This window comes from Acidovorax facilis (assembly GCF_023913775.1).
Classification (GTDB): Bacteria; Pseudomonadota; Gammaproteobacteria; order Burkholderiales; family Burkholderiaceae_C; genus Acidovorax; species Acidovorax facilis.
This window is the reverse complement of record NZ_JAMXAX010000114.1, coordinates 1-19,150: the sequence shown is the minus strand read 5'-3', so window position 1 is coordinate 19,150 and position 19,150 is coordinate 1. Positions and strand designations below refer to the sequence as shown.

Here is a 19,150-nt window from a genome sequence, read left to right as displayed (position 1 = left end):
CCCAAGCCCCCACCCCAGCACCCGCAGCCACCCCGGCAGCAGCAAGCGACGCCGCAGCCGTTCAGGCCGTGACCTCGGCCGTGCAGGCATGGGCGGCCGCCTGGTCGGCCAAAGACATGCAGGCCTATCTGGGCGCCTACGACAAATCGTTCGATCCACCCGGCCGCCAGACGCGCTCCGCGTGGGAAAAGGAGCGCGAGGCGCGCATCGTGGGCAAGTCCAAGATCAACGTGCAGCTGTCCGACGTTACCGTTGCGGTCAATGGCGACAAGGCCACCGCCCGTTTTCGGCAGGCCTATACCGCTGATGCACTCAACGTCACGAGCCGCAAGACGCTGGACCTGGTGAACCACAACGGCCGCTGGTCCATCGTCCGCGAATCCACAGGCGGTTGACTGTGAACCCCGACCCTGGGCCTGCGCAGCGTGCGCGGGCTGTGCCTGCTGCCGAGCCCCTGAAGGCCTGAACCTGAAACCGCGCATGTTTGTGGAGTTGTCCGCACCAAGCCGCCGGGCTGCGGCAGGCACCCTGTTCCTCGCCGCACTGCTGCAGGCAGCACCGGCGCACGCCCAGAGCGGAAAAGTGCGCCGCGCCGCCACCCAGCCTTCGACAGAGCCAGCCGACACCAAGGCGCCCAACCTGCGCGACGGACAGGCGGAAACACGCCTGCTGGCCGTGTACAAGCTCATCGCAGAAGGCCGCAGCCGCGAGGCACTGGCCCAGGCCGAAACCCTTGCACGCGACTATCCCAACTTCCAGCTGGCGCAACTGGCCGTGGGCGACCTGCTGATGTCGCGCACGCGGCCCATCCGCCGCATGGGCGATGTGCCAGAGCCCGACACAGCACGCAGCCTGCAGGTAGCCACCACCCTGGAAGAGCTGCGCAACGAATCGCGCCAGCGCGTGGACGCCCAGCGCAGCCGCCCACCCGCGCACAGCATTCCCGCCCAGTTCCTGGAACTCTCGCCCCGCTCGCGCCATGCCATTGCAGTGGACGCTTCGCGCTCGCGCCTGTACCTTTTCGAGAACACGCCCAAGGGCCTGCAGTTGGTGGCCGACTACTACGCCTCGGTCGGCAAGCTGGGTATCGAGAAAAGCCTGGAGGGCGACCAGCGCACACCGCTTGGTGTGTACTTCATCACCAGCCGCCTGGACCCCGCCACGCTCAAGGACTTCTACGGCGCAGGCGCGCTGCCCATCAACTACCCCAACCCGCTGGACCAGAGCCGGGGCAAGACCGGCAGCGGCATCTGGCTGCATGGCACGCCACCCGACCAGTTTGCCCGCGCGCCCCTGGCCACCGATGGCTGCCTGGTGCTGGCCAATCCCGACCTGGAACGCATTCTGCGCACGGTGGAGCCCCGTTCCACCCCCGTGGTCATTGCGCGCCAGCTGCAGTGGGTAGCGCCCCACGCCGTGCAGGCGGACCGCAAGTCTTTCGACGCGGTGCTCAATGCCTGGCGCAACGCCAAGACCCAGGGCGACATGAACCGGTTGCTCGGCTTTTACGCGCCAGACTTCCAGAGTTACCGCAAAAAACCGCTCAACGAATGGACCCAGGTGCTCCAGGCGGAGACCCGCGCCCTGAAAGGCCGGGAACTCCACCTCAAGGACAAGTCTTACCTGCGCTGGACAGACTCTGCCGACACCATGGTGGTAACGTTCGGCGAAGTCGCCGAAGGCGCCCGCACGGGTCCCGTCAAACGCCAGTACTGGGCGCGGCGGGGCCAACAATGGCAGATATTTTTCGAAGGAGTGATTGGATGATTTCCAGAAGAAATTCGACCCTGGCGCTTGCTGGTATTGCGCTGACAGCTATTTTTTCAGTAGCACCTACACAGGCGCAAGACGCCCCCAAGGTGAAGCTGTCCACCTCGATGGGGGACATCGTGGTGCAACTCGACCCGGCCAAGGCACCCAAGACGGTGGAAAACTTCCTGGGCTACGTCAAGGACAAGACCTATGACGGCACCGTGTTCCACCGCGTGATCGATGGTTTCATGATCCAGGGCGGTGGCTACACCGCTGACCTCATTCCCAAGCCCACCAAGGCCCCTATTCCCCTTGAAGCCAACAACGGCCTCAAGAACGACACCTACACCATCGCGATGGCGCGCACGGGCAACCCCAACTCGGCCACATCGCAGTTCTTCATCAACGTGAAGGACAACGCCATGCTCAACGCCCCGAGCCCCGACGGCCATGGCTATGCCGTGTTCGGCAAGGTGGTCGAAGGCACGGCCGTGGTGGACAAGATCAAGGCCGTGGCCACCGGCAACAAGGGCCCGCACCAAAACGTGCCCACCACTCCCGTCACCATCAACTCCGCCACCCTGGTGAAGTGAACCCGCCATTTTTTTGAAGGAAGCATTGCCATGAGCAACCCCCAGGTCGAACTGCACATCACCGGCTACGGTGTCATCACCCTCGAACTCGACGCCGCCAAGGCCCCCAAGTCGGCCGAGAACTTTCTGGCCTATGTGAACAAGGGCCACTACAACAACACCATCTTCCACCGTGTGATCCCAGGCTTCATGGTGCAAGGCGGTGGCTTTGAGCCCGGTATGACGCAAAAGGCGTCCGACGCGCCCATCGAAAACGAAGCCAACAACGGCCTCAAGAACGCCAACTACACCGTGGCCATGGCCCGCACCAGCGACCCACACTCGGCCACCGCCCAGTTCTTCATCAACGTGGCCGACAACGGCTTCCTGAACCACACCGCACCGTCGGCCCAGGGCTGGGGCTATGCCGTGTTCGGCAAGGTCGTCTCAGGCACCGACGTGGTGGACAAGATCAAGGCCGTGAAGACGGGCCGCAAGGGTTTCCATGACGACGTGCCGAAGGAAGACGTGATCATCGAGAAGGCAGTCGCTCTCTGATCTGACTTCCAAGTCCGTGACCACGACCGTGCCTCGGTTCGAGGAGCTTGTCGCTCCGTCGCACTGGCGCACGGTCGATTTCATTTCGGACCTGCACCTGCAGGCCAGCGAGCCCGCCACGGTGGCTGCTTTCGAGCACTACCTGGCCACCACCACGGCCGATGCCCTCTTCATCCTGGGCGACCTGTTCGAGGTGTGGGTGGGCGATGACGCCATGGGCGAACCTGGTAGTTTCGAGGCCGAAGGCTGCACCGCCCTGCGGGCCGCCGCGCAGCGCCTGCCCGTGTACTTCATGCACGGCAACCGCGACTTTCTGGCGGGCCCGGGGTTCCTGGCGCAGTGTGGCATCACTGGGCTGGCAGACCCGACGGTGCTGGTGTTTGGCGGCCAGCGCTTCGTGCTCAGCCACGGCGACCTGCTGTGCCTGGACGATGTCGAGTACCAGCGCTTTCGCGTGCAGGCCCGCAGTGCCGAGTGGCAGCAGCAGTTTCTGGCGCAGCCCCTGGCCACACGTCGCGCGCAGGCCCGTGGCATCCGCCAGGAGAGCGAGGCACGCAAACAGTCGGGCGTCACCTATGCCGACATAGACGGCCCGGCCGCCATCACCTGGCTGCAGGCGGCCCAGGCGCATACGCTCATTCACGGCCACACCCACCGACCCGCCGACCATGTGCTGGCGCCCGGCCTGCAGCGCGTGGTGCTCAGCGACTGGGATGCCGCTGCACGACCGCCCCGCGCGGAAACACTGCGTTTGTCGCACACGGGCTTGGAACGGCGGTCCCTGACCCCCAAGTACTCGCGATCCTGAACTGCGCGGGGTTTCACCACCCGCTGCCTGATCGCCATGCCCCCTCTTTTCAATCGGCTCTGGAGCCGCGTCCGCGCCACGGTGGCCCCCGTGCCCGACATCTCGGCCACGCTGTGGCTCCAGACCCTGCAGCGTTACCCGTTTCTGGCGGCGCTCTCGCTGCACGACCAGTCCAAGCTGCGCGCCTTGAGCGCCCTCTTCCTGCACCACAAGGAGTTCCACGGCGCGCACGGCCTGGTGGTGACCGACGCCATGGCCATCGACATTGCAGCGCAAGCCTGCCTGCCCCTGCTGCATTGGGGCAACCCGGCCAAGGCGCTGGACTGGTACGACGATTTCGTGGGCATCGTGCTGCACCCTGGCGAAGCCGTGGCGCGCCGCCAGACGGTGGACGAGGCCGGCGTGGTGCATGAACACACCCAGGTGCTGCTGGGCGAGGCCATGGAGCGCGGCCCCATCATGCTCAGCTGGGAGCACGTGGCCAATGCCACCGAGAACACGGCACGCGGCCACAACGTGGTGGTGCACGAGTTCGTGCACAAGCTCGACATGAAGAGCGGCGAACCCAACGGCTGCCCGCCCTTGCCCGCAGGCTTCATGGGAACACGCACCGGACGCGCCGCCTACGAGGCCTGGTGGGCCGCCTGGGAGCCGGCGTACGAGCAGTTCCGCGAGCGCGTGATCCTGGCCGAGCGCTTCGGCGCAGAACGCCCCTGGTTGGACGCCTACGGAGCCACATCACAGTCCGAGTTTTTTGCGGTGGCCTGCGAGGCGTACTTTGTGAACCGCGATAGGTTTGCGCAGGAGTTCCCGGTGTTGATGCCGGTGCTGGATGCGTTCTTCGTTGCCGGGGGTTGCAGCTCGTCCTGACAAATTGAAGCCACCAAGGCGAGGCGGCCTCAACGCCAGGCGTTTGCAATGCAGATCAGGGCAACCGTCGCCGTGACTCTGGCATGCCCATCGTCTGCATCTGTTGCGAATCGAAACAATGTGCATTCGTTTCGTATCTTTGCGGTAGCCTCGGAGAGACACGACCACCGCGCGGCCCAACAAGCTCACAGATGGCGCAAAGGTGGTGCTCCCAATCTCTTCGTCAGAAAGCGCTTCATGTCAGGTGTTGTCTCAAGGATTCCGTTCCAACGCGTGGGCATTCTTGCTGCATTGGTAGTCCCGCTACTCAGCGCATGCGGAGGTGGCGGCTCTTCAGACCCGGTTACCGCCCCGCCAACCACGCAGCCCCCACCTGCTCCCGCGACGCCCCTGTCGCTGCTTGCCGGCAACACCGACGGTGCGGGTAACCTGGATGGCGCAGCGCAGTCCACCGCGCGCCTCAGTGCCTACATCGGCGGGATGGCCGTGAACAGCACGGGTGAGGTCGTCATCGTGGACAGTGGCAACAACCAGGTCCGCAAACTCAGCGCCGACAGGACGCAGGTCACGACGCTGGCGGGTGGCAGCGATGCCGGGGTGTTCAACGTCCCCTCCAACCATGCCGACGGCTCCGGCACGGCCGCGCGGTTCTACCACCCCATGGGCGTTGCGGTCGATGCGGCCGGGAACACTTACGTGGCGGACACCGACAACCACCTGGTGCGCAAGATCAGCGCGGCCGGTGCAGTGACCACCCTCGCTGGCAAGCCCGGCGTCTGCGGCAACCAGGATGGAGCAGGTAGCGCGGCAACCCTATGCAGGCCTGCCAGCATTGCCGTGGACAAGGCCGGGAACTTGTACGTGGCGGAAGTCAGGGAATCCACGACACACAGTTCAGTTGCCAACCCCATCCGCAAGATCGCACCCACGGGTGAAGTGACCACGCTGACCAGCAAGGCCAGCCAGAACCCGACTTTGGTCTTCATCTCCGGCCCTGCCATCGAGATCTACCGTCCGGTGCTTCTGGCCACCGATTCGACCGGAGTTCTCTACGCGGCAGACCCGAACGACCACGTGATCCGCAGGTATGCGGCCGATGGCCAGCCCACCGTGGTGTCCGGCGTCGTGGCCGCCAACAACGAGGGCAATACGGATGGTGCCGCGTCCGTGGCAAAGTTCAGCTACCTCAAGGCGATTGCATTCGACACAGCGAATCGCCTGTTCGTACTGGACTGGTACGGAACCCCGGCCATCCGCCAGATTGGCAGCGACGGAAGCGTGACCACCCTCGTTCGTGCCAACTCCTGCAACTTCGCAGGGGACGGCACTGGGGCCGGGCCAGGCACCTTCTGCACTGCGGACCAGATGACCGTCACTCCCGACGGACGGTTCCTCGTCGCCGAAACCGGCATGACCCGCTCCGCTGCGGGCTTCAATACTTTCAGCTATGCCCAGCTGCGCAGCTACACGCCCCAAGGCACCTCCACCGTGGTGGCCGGCATCCCCGCTGCCGCAGGTGCGGACGATGGACAGGGCAGCAGCGCGCGGTTCGCCACACCTGGCTCGATCGCGTTGAACCCTGCCGGCACGCTCTACGTGCGCGACGAGGGCAACCGCACCATCCGCACCGTGCAGGCCGACGGCCTCGTGCGCACCCTGGGCAAGCCAGGCGGCCATTGCGCTGCGATCACCGGCCTGGGCGAGGACGTGCTGTCCAACTCCACGGCCCCCTTGGCCACCGATGGCGCGGGCAACCTCTACACCATTGACGATGCGCGCATCCTTAAAACCGCCAACTGCCAGGCCGTGCTTCTGGCCGACCTGGCGCCATGGCTGGACAAGGTGCCAACGGCTTTCCTCGGTGTCGCATCCGGCATTGCGGCCGACACCGCCGGCAACGTGTACGTCGCCAGCCTCAAGGGCGCCATCTTCAAGATCGATACCAAGGGCGAAGTCACCCTGTTTGCCGGCAGCGTGGGCACGGTGGGCCATGTGGACGGGCAAGGCGCGGCGGCGCAGTTTTCGGCGCTGGGTCAGATGACCACCGATGCGGCGGGCAACCTGTATGTGATCGACGGCCTGTTTTACGACACCAACAAGGTGGGGCCGACCGTTCGCAAGATCACTCCGTCCGGCGCGGTCACCACGCTGGCGGGCAGCCCCAGCGCGGCCCCTGGCTACGCGGATGGTCCTGCCGCGGCCGCCCGCTTCACCGTGCAGCAGTACGCAGGCTGGCCCGCGCAGACGGCCAGCCTCGCCGTGGACAACAGAGGCAACGTCTATGTCACCGATCCCTTCACCAGCGTGGTCCGCAAGATCGGCACCGATGGCCAGGTCAGTACTCCGGTGGGCCAGGCATGGAAATACGGTTTTGCTGCGGGAGACCTGCCGGGCATCATCAACCGCCCGACAGGTATCGCCGTGCGCGGCAGCATGATGTACCTCTCGGTGCCGAACGCCGTGGTGCAGGTGCAGTTGCCGTAGTCAGCGCCCGGCTGACCGTGGTGCGCGGCGCCCACGCTGGGCGTGCTGCGGCCACGGCACCCCCCTCATTCCTTTTGCGTCACTGCTGCAGCATGCCAGCTGGCGGACGCGCCCCATCCGTTCATCACTTTTACTGAGGTACACGCCCATGCCAAGTTCACCCATATCCAGCCGCCGTCGGCTGTCCCGCACACTCTGGGCCTCGCTGGCCGTGTCCGCGCTGGTGTCCTGCGGTGGAGGTTCGGGCGGTGACGCCCCGCCCCCGCCGCCTCCACCGCCACCCGCCACGCCCTTGGCGCTGCTGGCCGGCACCACCGAGGGGCCGGGCACGCAGGACGGGATGGGCACGGCGGCCAAGCTCAGCACCGAGAGCGGCGGCATGGCACTGACACCCACCGGCGATGTACTGATCGCCGATCCGGGCAACCACACCATTCGCAGGCTCGCGCCCACCGGGCAGCTCAGCACCTGGGTGGGCGGAGGCCCCACCCGCAGCGATGCCAGCAGCGAGGGGCCGCGCTATTTGGATGCCGCGGGCACCGCCGCCCGCTTCAATGTCCCCCTGGCCGTGGCGGTGGATGCGGCTGGCAACGCCTATGTGGCAGACGCCGGCAACCACCTGGTGCGCAAGATCGATACCGCGGGCAACGTCACCACGCTGGCCGGCCAGGTGGGCGTGTGCGGCAATGCCGATGGCACGGGAACGGCGGCCACGCTGTGCAGCCCGACCAGCATTGCGGTGGACCGGGAGGGCAACGTGTTTGTGTCCGAATGGGCGCCAACCTTGCAAGACTTCTCCCAAACGCCGACAGGCAATCCCATTCGCAAAATCACGCCCGCAGGGGCAGTCACAACGGTCATCTTCAGGGCCAGCCAGAACGCCACCCCGGGCTTCGGGCGCAACAACCCTAGCCGCCTGTACCCCGTCAACCTAGCGACCGACTCCACAGGAGCCCTGTACGCTGCAGACCCCAACGACCACGTAGTGCGCAAGTACGCGCCCAACGGCCAGGCGACGGTGCTGTCGGGCACCGTGGCCCTCAATAACGCGGGCCACTTGGATGGAGCGGCTAGCGCGGCCAAATTTGGTGCGCTGCAGGCCATCGCGATAGACCGCTCCAACCGAGTTTTCGTTCTGGACCGGCATGAGGGCACCCCCGTACGCGAGATTGCGGCCGATGGCTCCGTGACCACCGTGCGACGCGCAGCAGACTGCAACTACGGCGCCGACGGCCTGCCGCCTGCCTTCTGCGCGGGCAAACGCCTGGCGGTGGACGCCGAAGGTCGCTTTCTCATCACGGAAAGCGGTCCCTCCGACACCTTTCAAACGTACGCGGTCATCTACCGCATGCCGCGCAATGGTGCGCCCGACCTGCAGGTAGGCACCGCCCCGTTGCCGGGACATGCCGACGGCCGCGGCAGCGCCGCGCGCTTTGACAGCCCCGGCGCGCTGGCGGTGGACAAGGCAGGCACGCTGTACGTGCGCGACCGCAACAACGCCGCACTGCGCACCGTCACGTCCGATGGCACGGTGGCCACGCTCGGCCGGGCCAAGAACCCGTGCGCGCAAGTCACCGGGCCGATCAACGACGTGGCCTTCTGCGGCTCGGCGCCGCTGTCCATCGACGGTGCCGGCAACATTTATTCGTATGACTTCAAGCGCATCCTGAAGACCAGCCCTACCGGCAACGTCACGGTGCATGCCGACCTCACCGCCGCATTCGACGCGATACCGGGCTTCCTGCTCGAGGGGCTGACCGGCATGGTCGTCGACAGCGGCGGTACCGTGTATGCGGTGTCCCTGCGCAGCGTAATCTTCAAGATCACCCCGGCCGGCGCTGTCAGCGTGTTTGCGGGAAACCCCAACGCGCGCGGGCACGCCGACGGCCCGGCCGCCTCAGCGCAGTTCTCCGCCATGGGCCACATGACCATGGACCCCGCCGGCAACCTGTATGTGGTGGACGGCCGCTACCACAACGCGACGGGTGTGGGCCCCACCGTCCGCAAGATCACACCCGCCGGGGTGGTGAGCACGATCGCGGGGCGCCCCGACCTGCCGCCGGGGCTCGTGGACGGCCCGGCGGCCTCGGCGCAGTTGACGGTCGACACGGGCGCGCCCATTTCGGACTCGCACGCCTGGCTGGCCGCCGATGCCAGCGGCAACGTCTACGTGACCGATCCGCGCAACCGCGTGGTGCGCAAGATCGGAGCCGATGGCCAGGTGAGCACGCTGGTGGGCCAGCGCTGGAACAAGGGGTTCGCGGCCGGTCCGCTGCCGGGCCTGATCGACGAACCCACGGGCATCGCCGTGAATGGCGCTACGCTGTACCTCTCCACGTCCAACGCGGTGGCGGCTGTCAAACTGCCCTGACCATGTGGCTGCGGCCCCTGGCGCACCGAAAGGGCCAAGGTGCAAGGCGCCTTTGGCGCCTTGCAGTCGGCATGGCGGGTGGGCGCTGCAAAAAAGCAGTTCCACGAATCAGTGTCGGCCCTGGCGCCCGTTGGTATTGCGTTGGCCGCTATAAAAAACAAGGCACTTCAACACCTGCTGGAATCCAGCCAGCTGCTGGATGCCTGACGGATTCAGGCCCGACAACGGTTCACGCCGACAGCGCCTGCTCGACCGCCAGTTTGGCTTCTTCCAGACTGCTGAAAAACCGTGTGGGCTGGGGCATGGCCTTGGGCAGATGGGGTGGCGCTGGCCACAGGCGCTCGTCCATCCAGACCGCCGTCCAGCCGCCAATGTCCTTGCGCTTGATGGAGCAAAGTGCTTGCCCATCCATCATGGCTGTCCAGGTGGTCGGCGGGTTGTGGTCCCAGGTGACGTGTGTCATGGCGCCCTCTCGCGGTTGCTGGGCCATTGTAGGAAGCCTGCGCCGAATTGGGCAACGGCATTCACCCACCCCACCCCGGCGGCGGAATTGCGAAGTCGCGGAACGACAGCAGGCGCCCACATGGCGCCCGTGTTCGTCAGCCAGCGGCCATCGCGCGTCGTGCAGCTTGGGCCACGCTGGAAGCGTCTACGCCAAAAAATTGGCGCAGTGCAGCGCGCGTGTCGCTGCGTCCAAATCCGTCCGTGCCCAGGGTCACATACTTGCGGCCCTCGGGGACAAGTGCCCGCACCGTCTCGGGCACGGCGCGCACGTAGTCGGTGGCTGCAATCACAGGCCCGCGTGTTGGGGCCAGCTGCTGCGTCAGCCATGCGGATGCAGGCGCGGATTCGCCCGCCAGCCAACGCTGCTCGCACGCCACACCATCGCGCGCCAGCTCGCTCCAGCTGGTCACGCTGAGCACTGTCACTTCCACGCCTTCTGCGGCCAGCAGTTCGGCGGCCTTGACCACCTCGGTCAGGATGGCGCCAGAGCCCATCAGGGTGACGGATTTGGATGAAATCGTGCTCTCGCGCTTATCTATCAAGCGCGAGTAGCTCTTAAAAACATAGCAACCACGCAACACACCTTCTGCCGCACCGGCGGGCAGGTCGGGCTGGGCGTAGTTCTCGTTCATCAGTGTCACGTAGTAGAAAACGTCGCGCTGCTCGGTCACCATCTCGCGCATGCCAGCATCGATGATCACGGCCATCTCGCCTGCGTAGGCTGGGTCGTAGGCCTTGCAGTTGGGGATGGTGGCCGCCACCAAGTGGCTCGATCCATCCTGGTGCTGCAGCCCCTCTCCGCCCAGCGTGGTGCGGCCCGACGTGGCGCCCAGCAAGAAGCCGCGCGCACGCTGGTCGGCCGCGGCCCAGATGGCATCGCCCACGCGCTGGAAGCCGAACATTGAGTAGTAAATGTAAAACGGCAGCATGGCCAGGCCGTGCACGCTGTAGCTGGTGGCGGCTGCCGTCCAGCTCGCAATGGCGCCGGCTTCGCTGATGCCTTCTTCCAGAATCTGGCCGTCCAGCGCCTCGCGGTAGCTCAGCACCGAGCCGATGTCCTCGGGCGCGTAGCGTTGGCCCACGCTGCTGTAGATGCCGACCTGCTTGAACAGATTGGCCATGCCAAAGGTGCGCGCCTCGTCGGCCACGATGGGCACGATGCGCGGGCCCAGCGTGGCGTCCTTGAGCAAGGTACCCAGCATGCGCACGAAGGCCATGGTGGTGCTCATCTCCTTGCCATCGGCTTGTAGCGCGAACTGGGCGTAGCTTTCGATCGCCGGCACGGGCAGCGCCTCGCAGGCCGTCTCGCGGCGCGGCAGGTAGCCGCCCAGGTTCTGGCGATGGCTGCGCAGGTAGCGCATCTCGGGACTGTCTTCAGCGGGCTTGAAGAAGGCGAGGCTCGTGGCCTGCTCGTCGCTCAAAGGCAGGTTGAAGCGGTTGCGGAACTCGATGAGGTCGGTCTCGTCCAGCTTCTTCTGGCTGTGCGTGGTCATCTTGCCCTGCCCGGCCGTGCCCATGCCGTAGCCCTTCTTGGTGTGCGCCAGGATCACCGTGGGCTGGCCTTTGTGGGCGCTGGCTGCGGCATACGCGGCGTGGATCTTCACCAGGTCGTGCCCGCCGCGCTTCAGGCGGTCAATCTGCTCGTCCGTCATGCCCTGGGCCAGGGCCGCCAGCTCGGGGTTCTGGCCGAAGAAGTTGTCGCGGTTGAAGCGTCCATCCTTGGCGGCAAAGGTCTGCATCTGGCCGTCCACCGTACCTTCCAGCGTTCGCACCAGGGCGCCGGTCAGATCGCGGGCGAACAGGCCGTCCCAGTCGCTGCCCCACACCAGCTTGACCACGTTCCAGCCAGCACCCGCGAACAGGCGCTCCAGCTCGTCGATGATGCGGCCGTTGCCGCGCACCGGGCCATCCAGGCGCTGCAGGTTGCAGTTGACCACCCAGACCAGGTTGTCCAAGCCCTCGCGCGCGGCCAGGGTCAGGGCACTCATGGATTCGGGCTCGTCCATCTCGCCATCGCCAAACACGCCCCACACCTTGCGTTGGCTGCAGTCGAGCAGATTGCGGTGCGTGAGGTAGCGCATGAAGCGCGCGTGGTAGATGCTGCTGATGGGGCCGATGCCCATCGAGCCGGTGGGAAACTGCCAGAAGTCCGGCATCAGCCACGGGTGTGGGTAGCTCGAAAGGCCTTGTGCGCCCGCAGCCGGAGCGGTCAGCTCCTGGCGGTAATGCATGAGATCTTTTTCGGACAAACGCCCTTCGAGAAATGCACGTGCATACACGCCCGGCGCGCTGTGGGGCTGGAAGAACACCAGGTCGCCCCGGTGCTGGCCTTCACCCACACCCTCACGTGCATGGAAGAAATGGTTAAAGCCGCTCTCGAACAAGTCGGCCGCGCTCGCATAACTGGCGATGTGGCCACCCAGTTCGCCATACGCCTGGTTCGCGCGCACCACCATGGCCAGCGCGTTCCAGCGCACGATGGAAGCCACGCGCTCCTCGATGGCCAAGTCGCCGGGGAACACGGGCTGGTCCTGTACCGCCACGGTGTTCACGTACGGCGTGTTCAGGTCGGGCTGCCAGCCAATCCGCTGCGCACGCGCCACCCGCACCAGCTCCTGCAGCATGTGCCGCGCCCGCTCGGGGCCTTCGGTGGCCACAAGGGCCAGAAAGGCGTCGCGCCATTCGGCGGTCTCCTGGGGGTCAGTGTCGGCCAGGGCATCCTGGGTGTGGAGCAGATGGGAAGGCAAGGGGGCATTCATAGGAGCACACTCTAGAAGGATTTGCAAAAAATGTGATGCCGAATCGCGAAAATTAGCCATCTATAGCAGCACAATATTCCACCAAAAACCAATATTGCAGCACATGAAGCTTGACACCACCGATCTGCGCATACTGGCCGAACTGCAGGCCGATGGCTCGCTCTCCAACGTGGAGCTGGCCCGGCGTGTGCATCTCTCGCCGTCTCCCTGCCTGGCACGCGTGAAGGCACTGGAGACCGAGGGTGTCATCGCCCGTTATGTAGCGCTGGCCAACGCCGCCGCACTGGGGCTGGGACTGAACGTGTTCATCAGCATCAGCCTGAAAAGCCAGAGCAAGGAAGCGCTGGCCGACTTTGAACAGCGCATTGCCGAGCACGATGAGGTGATGGAGTGCTACCTGATGAGTGGCGACTCGGACTACCTCATCCGCGTGGCACTGCCCGACATTGCGGCGCTGGAGCGCTTCATCGTCGAACAGCTTTCCCCCATTCCAGGGCTGGAGAAGATCCGCTCCAGCTTCGCGCTCAAGCAGGTGCGTTACAAGACGGCGCTGCCGCTGCCGCAGTCTTCCCCGTAGTGGAATCGGCCTTGAAATCCAGCGCCTGCACCAGGTCCAGTGCCTGACCAATATCGGCCAGCAGGTCATCCAGGTCCTCCAGGCCGACCGACAGGCGCACCAGCCCTTCGGCAATGCCGTGGGCGGCACGCTGCTCGGGCGTGTAGGTGGAATGCGTCATGCTGGCCGGGTGCTGGGCCAGCGTCTCGGCATCGCCCAGGCTCACGGCGCGGGTGACGAGCTGCAACGCGTCCATGAAGCGCACGCCCGCCTGCAGGCCACCACGCAGCTCAAAAGCGATCATCCCGCCCATCTGGCGCATCTGCTGCTTTGCCAGCGCGTGCTGGGCAAAGCTGGGCAGGCCGGGGTAGTGCACGGCCGCCGCAGCCGGGTGGGCGGCGATGAACTCGGCCACGTTCTGAGCGCTCTGGCAGTGGCGGTCCATGCGCAGCGCCAGCGTCTTGAGGCCGCGCATCACAAGGTGCGCGTCCTGCGCCGACATCACAGCACCCGTCATGTCTTTGAGACCATACAAGCGCACGCGCTGGGCCAGTTCTGCATCGGCAAACACGGCCGCGCCTGCGGTCAGGTCACCATGGCCACCGAGGTACTTCGTCATGGAATGCACGCTCACATCGGCACCCAACAGCAGGGGCTGCTGCAGGTAAGGCGTGCAGTAGGTGTTGTCCACCACCACCTTGGCGCCCTGGGCGTGGGCCAGGGCCGAAACGGCGGCAATGTCCACCAGCCGCATGTTGGGGTTGGCCGGGGTTTCCAGGTAGACCACGCGCGTCTTCTGGCTCAGCGCGGCGGCCACGTGGGCCGGGTCGGTCATGTCCACATGGCGCACGCTCACGCCAAAGCGGCCCAGCCCGTTGTGCAAAAACGAGAAGGTGCAGCCATACAGCGTAAGGTCGGCCAGGATTTCATCGCCCGGCTCCAGCATGGACCACAGCGTGGCCGTGATGGAGCCCATGCCCGAACCGAACACCACGGCGCCTGCGCCTTGCTCCAAGCTGGCCAGGCGCCCCTCCAGCAACGCCAGTGTGGGGTTGGCGATGCGGGTGTAAAAGTAGCCGGGCTCCTCGCCCGCAAAGCAGCGCGCGCCATACGCCACATCAGGGAACGCAAAGGTAGCGGAGGTGTGAATAGGCGGCACCAGTGCGCCCTGGTGGTCGGCCGGGTTGTAGCCGTGATGGATGGCGCGGGTGCTGAAACCGGTGGCGAGTGTGCGGGTCATGTTTGTCTCCTGGAGATATAGAGATTCTTCAACCCACCAGCAGGCAAATATTCGCCTTTTTCACCCTGTATTTGCCAGCAGAGGGCAAAATTTGCCCCAATCCTTCAAATCTGCGCTGCACACCGACTGCCATGCACCCTCATCCGCTAGACCCCGTGGACCGCACAATCCTCAACGCCCTGCAACGCGACGGCCGTGCCACCGTGGGCGATCTGGCCGAAGCGGTTTCGCTGTCCACCTCCCCGTGCTGGAGGCGCGTGCGCGCGCTGGAGGATGCGGGCGTGATTGCGGGCTACCACGCCCATCTGCACCGCCAGCGTGTGGGCTGGGGCGTACTGGGCTTTGTGCAGCTGGCGCTGCACGACCACACGGCTGACACCACATCGGCCCTGGAGCGCGAGGTCATGGCGATGCCCCAGGTGTTGTCGTGCCACAACCTTTCGGGCCGCTACGACTACCAGCTGGAGGTGGTGGCGGCCGACCTCGCATCGTTTGCCGACTATGTGCGCACCCATGTGCGCAGCCTGCCCGGCGTGCGTGAGATTTCCACGAGCTTCTCGCTCAAGGAGGTCAAGCGCACCATGGCACTGCCGCTGTAGCCAGCGCGCAGCAGCCCCTCACATCCTTTACCGCTGGGGGAGCTGCAACTCGCTGGTTGCCACGCGCTTGCGCAGATCACGGACCAGCGCTTTCGCCCGCGCCTGGTTCGCTGGCCCCATGCGCACCAGAATCTTCTGCCCGCTGGAGAGCGATTCCAGCGCCGGGTCCACAAACTCATAGCGCACCCACGGGCGCAGGTTGGGCACATCGGTGTTGACGGGCGTGAGCTTCACGCGCAGCGGGCTTTTGGGTTCGGGCGCCAGCAGCAAGTGGTCCAGCACGGCCACCAGGCGGTCGTTGAAGTAGCGCTTGGGGTAGCCCAGCTCTTCATACGCCTGCTGGAACAGCGGGTACAGCCGCGCATACAAGGCCACGGCAGGCTCCAGGGGCACGGCTTCGGCAAAGGTCAAAAAGGCGCTGTAGCGGGCGGCATTGGTAGTGGCAATCGTGGTGGGGGCATCGCCCTCGCCGTCGCCATCTACCACAAAGCGCTGCGGCATGGGCTGTACCGGCCACATGCGCGACGGGGCCTGGGCGCGGCCCAGGTTGTCTACCGTGGCCACCACGCGGCGGACAAAACCTTCGGTCAACAAGAACGACGCGACCTTGTCGCTACCCAGCAATTCGGCCAGCAACTCCGCCACTCGCTTGTCGGATTCAGCCACTGCAGGCAAGGCGGTGTCTGCCGGGGCCAGCGCATCCACAGGGTTCTGGGGACCCGATGCCTCGGGCATAGGCGGTGGGGCCACGGGCGCTTCGGGTGCGCTGGCCACAGGGGGCGGCGCCACCGGGGCCTCCACCGGGCGCAGCCAGAACCACCAGGCGGCTCCGGCGCCGACCGCACAGGCAAGCACGGCGGCAATGATCCACGGTGTGGAGGATGCGCGCGGTGGCGCGGGGCGGAACTCGGCGGTTTCGTTTTCAGGCATCGGATCTCCTTCAAGACGGGAACAACCCTTGTCCGAGCGGCTGCGGCGCAGGGCGTTCCCTATCAATCCCCCTGGGGATCTGCTTGATTGGAAACCTGCTGGATGAGGCGCCGGTAACGCGATGTAGACCGCGCCCCGGAAGCCCGCGACTAAAACGCCGTTGGCGTTGTCGACAATGACTCCAGCCACGCCACCGTGGCCGCCAGCTCAGAAGGTCGGATCTCGTGCGCGCTGGGGAACTCGTGGTACGTCACCGTCACCGGCAGCGGCGCCATGTGGTGCGCGATGGCCTGCGCGTGGGCCAGGGGGATCACGTTGTCGTGCGTGCCGTGGCTCAGCCACAGCCGTTTGCCCCGCAGCGCGTCGGCGGGCGCACTCAAAGGCACCACCTGCTGCAGCAGCCGGCTGTGCCACACCAGCGCGGCCTGCATCAGCGCGGGCCGGGTCAGCAGCAGCGACAGCGCCATGATGCCGCCCTGGCTGAAGCCGCCCACCACCACGCGCTCGGGCGGAATGCCCAGTTGCTCGGCGGCAGATTCGACCGCCTGGGCCACCAGGGCGCGGCTTTGCGCCTCTTGCTCTTCATTGATGGTGCGCTCGCCACCGGGCTCGATCGAAAAATCAAACCACGCGTGCGCGCCCGGCCCCATGCGAAACGGTGCGCGCAGGCTGAGCACGTGGAACCGATCCGGGATCTGCGGCGCCAGGCTGAACAGGTCCTGCTCGTTGCTGCCCACGCCGTGCATCAGCACCAGCAGCCAGGGGCGGGGGGTGGTGGAAGCAGCGGGTCGCTGCAAAAATGTGAGCGGTAGATTGAGCATAGACAAGCGCCAGCGGCATTTTTAGCTAAAAAACTTACTTAAACCGCCCGTCCTGCGACAGGCTCCAGGGCAAAAGCATCCATCGACAGCATGCTGTACATCACCTCGCGGCTCAAGTAGTTTGCGTGCAGATCGTCGCCCGCCGCGCCCAGCGCGAAGAAGATGGGCAAGAAATGGTCTTCGGTCGGGTGGGCGCGGCTGGCATGGGGGGCCTGGGTACGGTAGTTGAGCAGCGCGGCCATGTCGCCACGTGCCAGTGCGTCCTCGATCCAGCGGCTGAATTCCAGCACATAGGGCGCGGGCGCACGTTCGCCGCCAAAGAATTCGGCCAGGTTGTGCGTCATGCTGCCGGACCCCACCACCAGCACGCCCTGGCTGCGCAGGCTGCGTAGCGCGGCACCCAGTGCATACACATCGGCCGGGCCTGCGCCCACGGGCATAGCCACCTGCACCACGGGCACATCGGCCTGCGGGAACAAATGCATCAGCGGCACCCAGGCGCCATGGTCGAACGGGCGCGCGGCATCGCCCTGTGCGGCCACACCGGCGGCCTGCAGCAAGCCCAGCACCTCTTGCGCCAGCGCAGGCGAGCCTGAGGCGGGGTATTGCAGCTGGTACAGCGCGGGCGGGAAACCGCCAAAGTCGTGCCACGTGGCGGGCTGCGGGCCGGTCATGACCTGGGCAGAACGCGCCATCCAGTGCGGCGACATGATGACTACACCCCGCAGGCCAGGGTACTGCGCCTTGAGGTTTTCACCCCACTGCGTGAGCGCGGGGCCGGTGGTGCCAGCATCGATGGCAAACAGCGGCGCGCCGTGCGATACGAACAATGCAGGAACCACAGCGGGCGCAGTGAGGGGGGCTTGGGCAAAGGCAGTCATGGCAATTCCATCCGTGAATGCAATGAATGTAGGACTGATAGCACCTGATACCAAGCCCTGCTGGCCGGACAGATTGTTCTACAAGTGATACCAATGCGCCATGGACGATGGCCGTGGAGATACCCACCACACAGGGAGCCGCGGTTCAAGACCCGTCGCGCACACGGCCCCGCAGTGCCTTGGTCTCGCTGCGCTGGGTCTTGCCCTCCAGCCGCCGCTGTTTCGACCCGTAGGTGGGTTTGGTGGCGCGGCGCACCCGGGGCGGCACGGCCACAGTGTTGATCAGCGCGTTCAGCCGCGCGAGCGCATCGGTGCGGTTTTGCTCCTGGCTGCGGTACTGCTGGGCCTTGATGACCACCACACCCTCTTGCGTGATGCGCGTGTCGCGCAGGGCCAGCAGGCGCTCTTTCACGTCCTCGGGCAGCGACGATGCTGCCACGTCAAAGCGCAGGTGGACGGCGCTTGATACCTTGTTGACGTTCTGCCCGCCCGCGCCCTGGGCGCGCATGGCGGTGATCTCCACCTCGTCCTCAGACACCTGCAGGGGCAATGGCGGGGCCATACATCTACAAATCTATGGGTCCCCTTGCCCGCCCCGCGTCAGGCCGCAGGTTGCTGGGCCAGCAACTGCGCCAGGCCGTCAATCGCCAGGCCATAGCCCAGCACGCCAAAGCCGCACATCACTGCCTTGGCAGCCGCCGCCATGTACGAATGGTGGCGGAACGCCTCGCGCGCATGCACATTGCTGATATGCAGCTCAATCAGCGTAATGCCTGTGCCCTTGGTGGCATCGTGCAACGCGATGCTGGTGTGGGTGTAGGCCCCGGCGTTGATCACCACGCCTGCCAGCTCGCCCGCTGCGTGCAGGCGGCCCGCCTCGTGAATCCAGTCCACCAAAGCGCCTTCGTGGTTGCTTTGGTGAAAGCGCAGTGCAAAACCATGGCGCTCGCACGCGTCGGCGCACAGCTTTTCGACATCGGCCAGCGTGGCCGCGCCATACACAGCGGGCTCGCGCGTGCCCAGCAGGTTCAGGTTGGGGCCATTCAGGACAAAAACGGTTTTTTTCTTCACAGACATGCGGCACTCCGGGGGCGTTGCGCCTGCCACACTGGCAGGCCAGAGTGCGCGATTATGCGGCGCCCTATGCCCAACCCGTAGCGCACGCGCCCAAAGAAAAGCGGCCCCGAAGGGCCGCTATAAAAGGCAGCCTGTGCAAAGACGCTGCCTGTGAGCGACTGGCGCCCAAGAGGTTGGTTACACAACGCGGCAACCCGGTCAGGCTGCCAGCGGATCAGACCAGGGATCAACGATCCCAGCGGCCGTGGCCATACCCATGGCCATATCCGTGGTGGCGGTGGTGCCGATGGTGGCGGTAGCCGCGATCACCGTAGTACACGACCGGGGGCGGTGCGTAATACGCGGGGGGAGGCGCGTAGTACACGGGC

At 65.8% G+C, this 19,150-nt stretch carries 19 protein-coding genes; 11 read left to right on the top strand and 8 right to left on the bottom strand.

Annotated features, from left to right (window positions below; all coding sequences use genetic code 11):
- From NFX52_RS23345 to NFX52_RS23305, 9 genes are all read left to right on the top strand, one after another.
- A partial coding sequence (locus NFX52_RS23345; protein ID WP_252635839.1) for a YybH family protein occupies window positions 1-395 on the top strand: 395 nt, incomplete at its 5' end.
- A gap of 85 nt (window positions 396-480) precedes the next feature.
- A complete protein-coding gene (locus tag NFX52_RS23340) occupies window positions 481-1,767 on the top strand; it encodes a L,D-transpeptidase family protein (protein WP_055393541.1) in 1,287 nt (428 codons plus the stop codon).
- On the top strand, window positions 1,764-2,345 hold the full coding sequence (locus NFX52_RS23335; RefSeq protein WP_055393543.1) for a peptidylprolyl isomerase: 582 nt from the start codon (window positions 1,764-1,766) through the stop codon (window positions 2,343-2,345). The genes NFX52_RS23340 and NFX52_RS23335 overlap by 4 nt, the downstream gene beginning before the upstream one ends.
- Before the next feature lie 30 nt (window positions 2,346-2,375).
- Complete coding sequence (locus NFX52_RS23330; protein ID WP_055393545.1) at window positions 2,376-2,882, top strand: peptidylprolyl isomerase; 507 nt, start codon at window positions 2,376-2,378, stop codon at window positions 2,880-2,882.
- Window positions 2,883-2,898: 16 nt separating this feature from the next.
- Window positions 2,899-3,690, top strand: coding sequence for a UDP-2,3-diacylglucosamine diphosphatase (locus NFX52_RS23325; protein ID WP_055393548.1), 792 nt, complete (start codon window positions 2,899-2,901; stop codon window positions 3,688-3,690).
- Window positions 3,691-3,726: 36 nt separating this feature from the next.
- Window positions 3,727-4,560, top strand: a complete 834-nt coding sequence (locus NFX52_RS23320) for a M90 family metallopeptidase (protein ID WP_055393550.1) — start codon at window positions 3,727-3,729, stop codon at window positions 4,558-4,560.
- 237 nt (window positions 4,561-4,797) lie between these two features.
- Window positions 4,798-7,044, top strand: a complete 2,247-nt coding sequence (locus tag NFX52_RS23315; protein ID WP_162239732.1) for an NHL repeat-containing protein — start codon at window positions 4,798-4,800, stop codon at window positions 7,042-7,044.
- Window positions 7,045-7,192: 148 nt separating this feature from the next.
- Window positions 7,193-9,415, top strand: coding sequence for an NHL repeat-containing protein (locus NFX52_RS23310; RefSeq protein ID WP_156358567.1), 2,223 nt, complete (start codon window positions 7,193-7,195; stop codon window positions 9,413-9,415).
- Window positions 9,416-9,454: 39 nt separating this feature from the next.
- Window positions 9,455-9,622 carry a hypothetical protein gene (locus NFX52_RS23305; RefSeq protein WP_156358568.1) on the top strand — a complete coding sequence of 56 codons (168 nt, stop codon included), beginning with the start codon at window positions 9,455-9,457 and terminating at the stop codon, window positions 9,620-9,622.
- Between the two features lie 22 nt (window positions 9,623-9,644).
- Here the strand turns inward: NFX52_RS23305 and NFX52_RS23300 are convergent, their stop codons facing one another.
- Window positions 9,645-9,878: a hypothetical protein gene (locus NFX52_RS23300; RefSeq protein WP_055393558.1), complete on the bottom strand. Its 234-nt coding sequence runs from the start codon at window positions 9,876-9,878 to the stop codon at window positions 9,645-9,647.
- Between the two features lie 136 nt (window positions 9,879-10,014).
- The gene (gene mdeB / locus NFX52_RS23295) at window positions 10,015-12,678 is read right to left on the bottom strand and encodes an alpha-ketoglutarate dehydrogenase (protein ID WP_055393560.1); all 2,664 of its coding nucleotides are present in this window, start codon (window positions 12,676-12,678) and stop codon (window positions 10,015-10,017) included.
- Between the two features lie 103 nt (window positions 12,679-12,781).
- Here mdeB and NFX52_RS23290 point away from each other — a divergent pair, with 103 nt between their 5' ends.
- A complete protein-coding gene (locus NFX52_RS23290; RefSeq protein WP_055393562.1) occupies window positions 12,782-13,255 on the top strand; it encodes an Lrp/AsnC family transcriptional regulator in 474 nt (157 codons plus the stop codon).
- Here the strand turns inward: NFX52_RS23290 and NFX52_RS23285 are convergent.
- Window positions 13,203-14,474, bottom strand: a complete 1,272-nt coding sequence (locus NFX52_RS23285) for a methionine gamma-lyase (RefSeq protein WP_055393565.1) — start codon at window positions 14,472-14,474, stop codon at window positions 13,203-13,205. The genes NFX52_RS23290 and NFX52_RS23285 overlap by 53 nt on opposite strands.
- A 131-nt stretch (window positions 14,475-14,605) precedes the next feature.
- Between NFX52_RS23285 and NFX52_RS23280 the strand changes: the two genes are divergently transcribed.
- Window positions 14,606-15,073: an Lrp/AsnC family transcriptional regulator gene (locus tag NFX52_RS23280; protein ID WP_008903283.1), complete on the top strand. Its 468-nt coding sequence runs from the start codon at window positions 14,606-14,608 to the stop codon at window positions 15,071-15,073.
- 27 nt (window positions 15,074-15,100) lie between these two features.
- On the opposite strand, the gene NFX52_RS23275 is transcribed toward NFX52_RS23280, so the two are convergent.
- The 5 genes from NFX52_RS23275 to aroQ all read right to left on the bottom strand — a co-directional run bounded on the left by NFX52_RS23275 (window position 15,101) and on the right by aroQ (window position 18,782).
- Window positions 15,101-16,003, bottom strand: coding sequence for a DUF3014 domain-containing protein (locus NFX52_RS23275; protein ID WP_055393567.1), 903 nt, complete (start codon window positions 16,001-16,003; stop codon window positions 15,101-15,103).
- Between the two features lie 149 nt (window positions 16,004-16,152).
- A complete protein-coding gene (locus NFX52_RS23270) occupies window positions 16,153-16,824 on the bottom strand; it encodes an alpha/beta hydrolase (RefSeq protein ID WP_055393569.1) in 672 nt (223 codons plus the stop codon).
- A 38-nt stretch (window positions 16,825-16,862) separates the two neighbouring features.
- Window positions 16,863-17,705, bottom strand: a complete 843-nt coding sequence (locus NFX52_RS23265; RefSeq protein WP_055393571.1) for a DODA-type extradiol aromatic ring-opening family dioxygenase — start codon at window positions 17,703-17,705, stop codon at window positions 16,863-16,865.
- 145 nt (window positions 17,706-17,850) lie between these two features.
- Window positions 17,851-18,267, bottom strand: coding sequence for an alternative ribosome rescue aminoacyl-tRNA hydrolase ArfB (gene arfB / locus NFX52_RS23260; protein ID WP_055393573.1), 417 nt, complete (start codon window positions 18,265-18,267; stop codon window positions 17,851-17,853).
- A 38-nt stretch (window positions 18,268-18,305) separates the two neighbouring features.
- Window positions 18,306-18,782, bottom strand: coding sequence for a type II 3-dehydroquinate dehydratase (gene aroQ, locus NFX52_RS23255; protein WP_010460374.1), 477 nt, complete (start codon window positions 18,780-18,782; stop codon window positions 18,306-18,308).
- Between the last annotated feature and the right edge of the window lie 368 nt (window positions 18,783-19,150).

Bases quoted from the DNA above. Each gene is read 5' to 3' on its own strand.
- NFX52_RS23340 (WP_055393541.1), top strand. From the start codon at position 481: ATGTTTGTGGAGTTGTCCGCACCAAGCCGCCGGGCTGCGGCAGGCACC.
- NFX52_RS23335 (WP_055393543.1), top strand. From the start codon at position 1,764: ATGATTTCCAGAAGAAATTCGACCCTGGCGCTTGCTGGTATTGCGCTG.
- NFX52_RS23330 (WP_055393545.1), top strand. From the start codon at position 2,376: ATGAGCAACCCCCAGGTCGAACTGCACATCACCGGCTACGGTGTCATC.
- NFX52_RS23320 (WP_055393550.1), top strand. From the start codon at position 3,727: ATGCCCCCTCTTTTCAATCGGCTCTGGAGCCGCGTCCGCGCCACGGTG.
- NFX52_RS23315 (WP_162239732.1), top strand. From the start codon at position 4,798: ATGTCAGGTGTTGTCTCAAGGATTCCGTTCCAACGCGTGGGCATTCTT.
- NFX52_RS23310 (WP_156358567.1), top strand. From the start codon at position 7,193: ATGCCAAGTTCACCCATATCCAGCCGCCGTCGGCTGTCCCGCACACTC.
- NFX52_RS23300 (WP_055393558.1), bottom strand. From the start codon at position 9,878: ATGACACACGTCACCTGGGACCACAACCCGCCGACCACCTGGACAGCC.
- mdeB (WP_055393560.1), bottom strand. From the start codon at position 12,678: ATGAATGCCCCCTTGCCTTCCCATCTGCTCCACACCCAGGATGCCCTG.
- NFX52_RS23290 (WP_055393562.1), top strand. From the start codon at position 12,782: ATGAAGCTTGACACCACCGATCTGCGCATACTGGCCGAACTGCAGGCC.
- NFX52_RS23285 (WP_055393565.1), bottom strand. From the start codon at position 14,474: ATGACCCGCACACTCGCCACCGGTTTCAGCACCCGCGCCATCCATCAC.
- NFX52_RS23280 (WP_008903283.1), top strand. From the start codon at position 14,606: ATGCACCCTCATCCGCTAGACCCCGTGGACCGCACAATCCTCAACGCC.
- NFX52_RS23275 (WP_055393567.1), bottom strand. From the start codon at position 16,003: ATGCCTGAAAACGAAACCGCCGAGTTCCGCCCCGCGCCACCGCGCGCA.
- NFX52_RS23270 (WP_055393569.1), bottom strand. From the start codon at position 16,824: ATGCTCAATCTACCGCTCACATTTTTGCAGCGACCCGCTGCTTCCACC.
- NFX52_RS23265 (WP_055393571.1), bottom strand. From the start codon at position 17,705: ATGACTGCCTTTGCCCAAGCCCCCCTCACTGCGCCCGCTGTGGTTCCT.
- arfB (WP_055393573.1), bottom strand. From the start codon at position 18,267: ATGGCCCCGCCATTGCCCCTGCAGGTGTCTGAGGACGAGGTGGAGATC.
- aroQ (WP_010460374.1), bottom strand. From the start codon at position 18,782: ATGTCTGTGAAGAAAAAAACCGTTTTTGTCCTGAATGGCCCCAACCTG.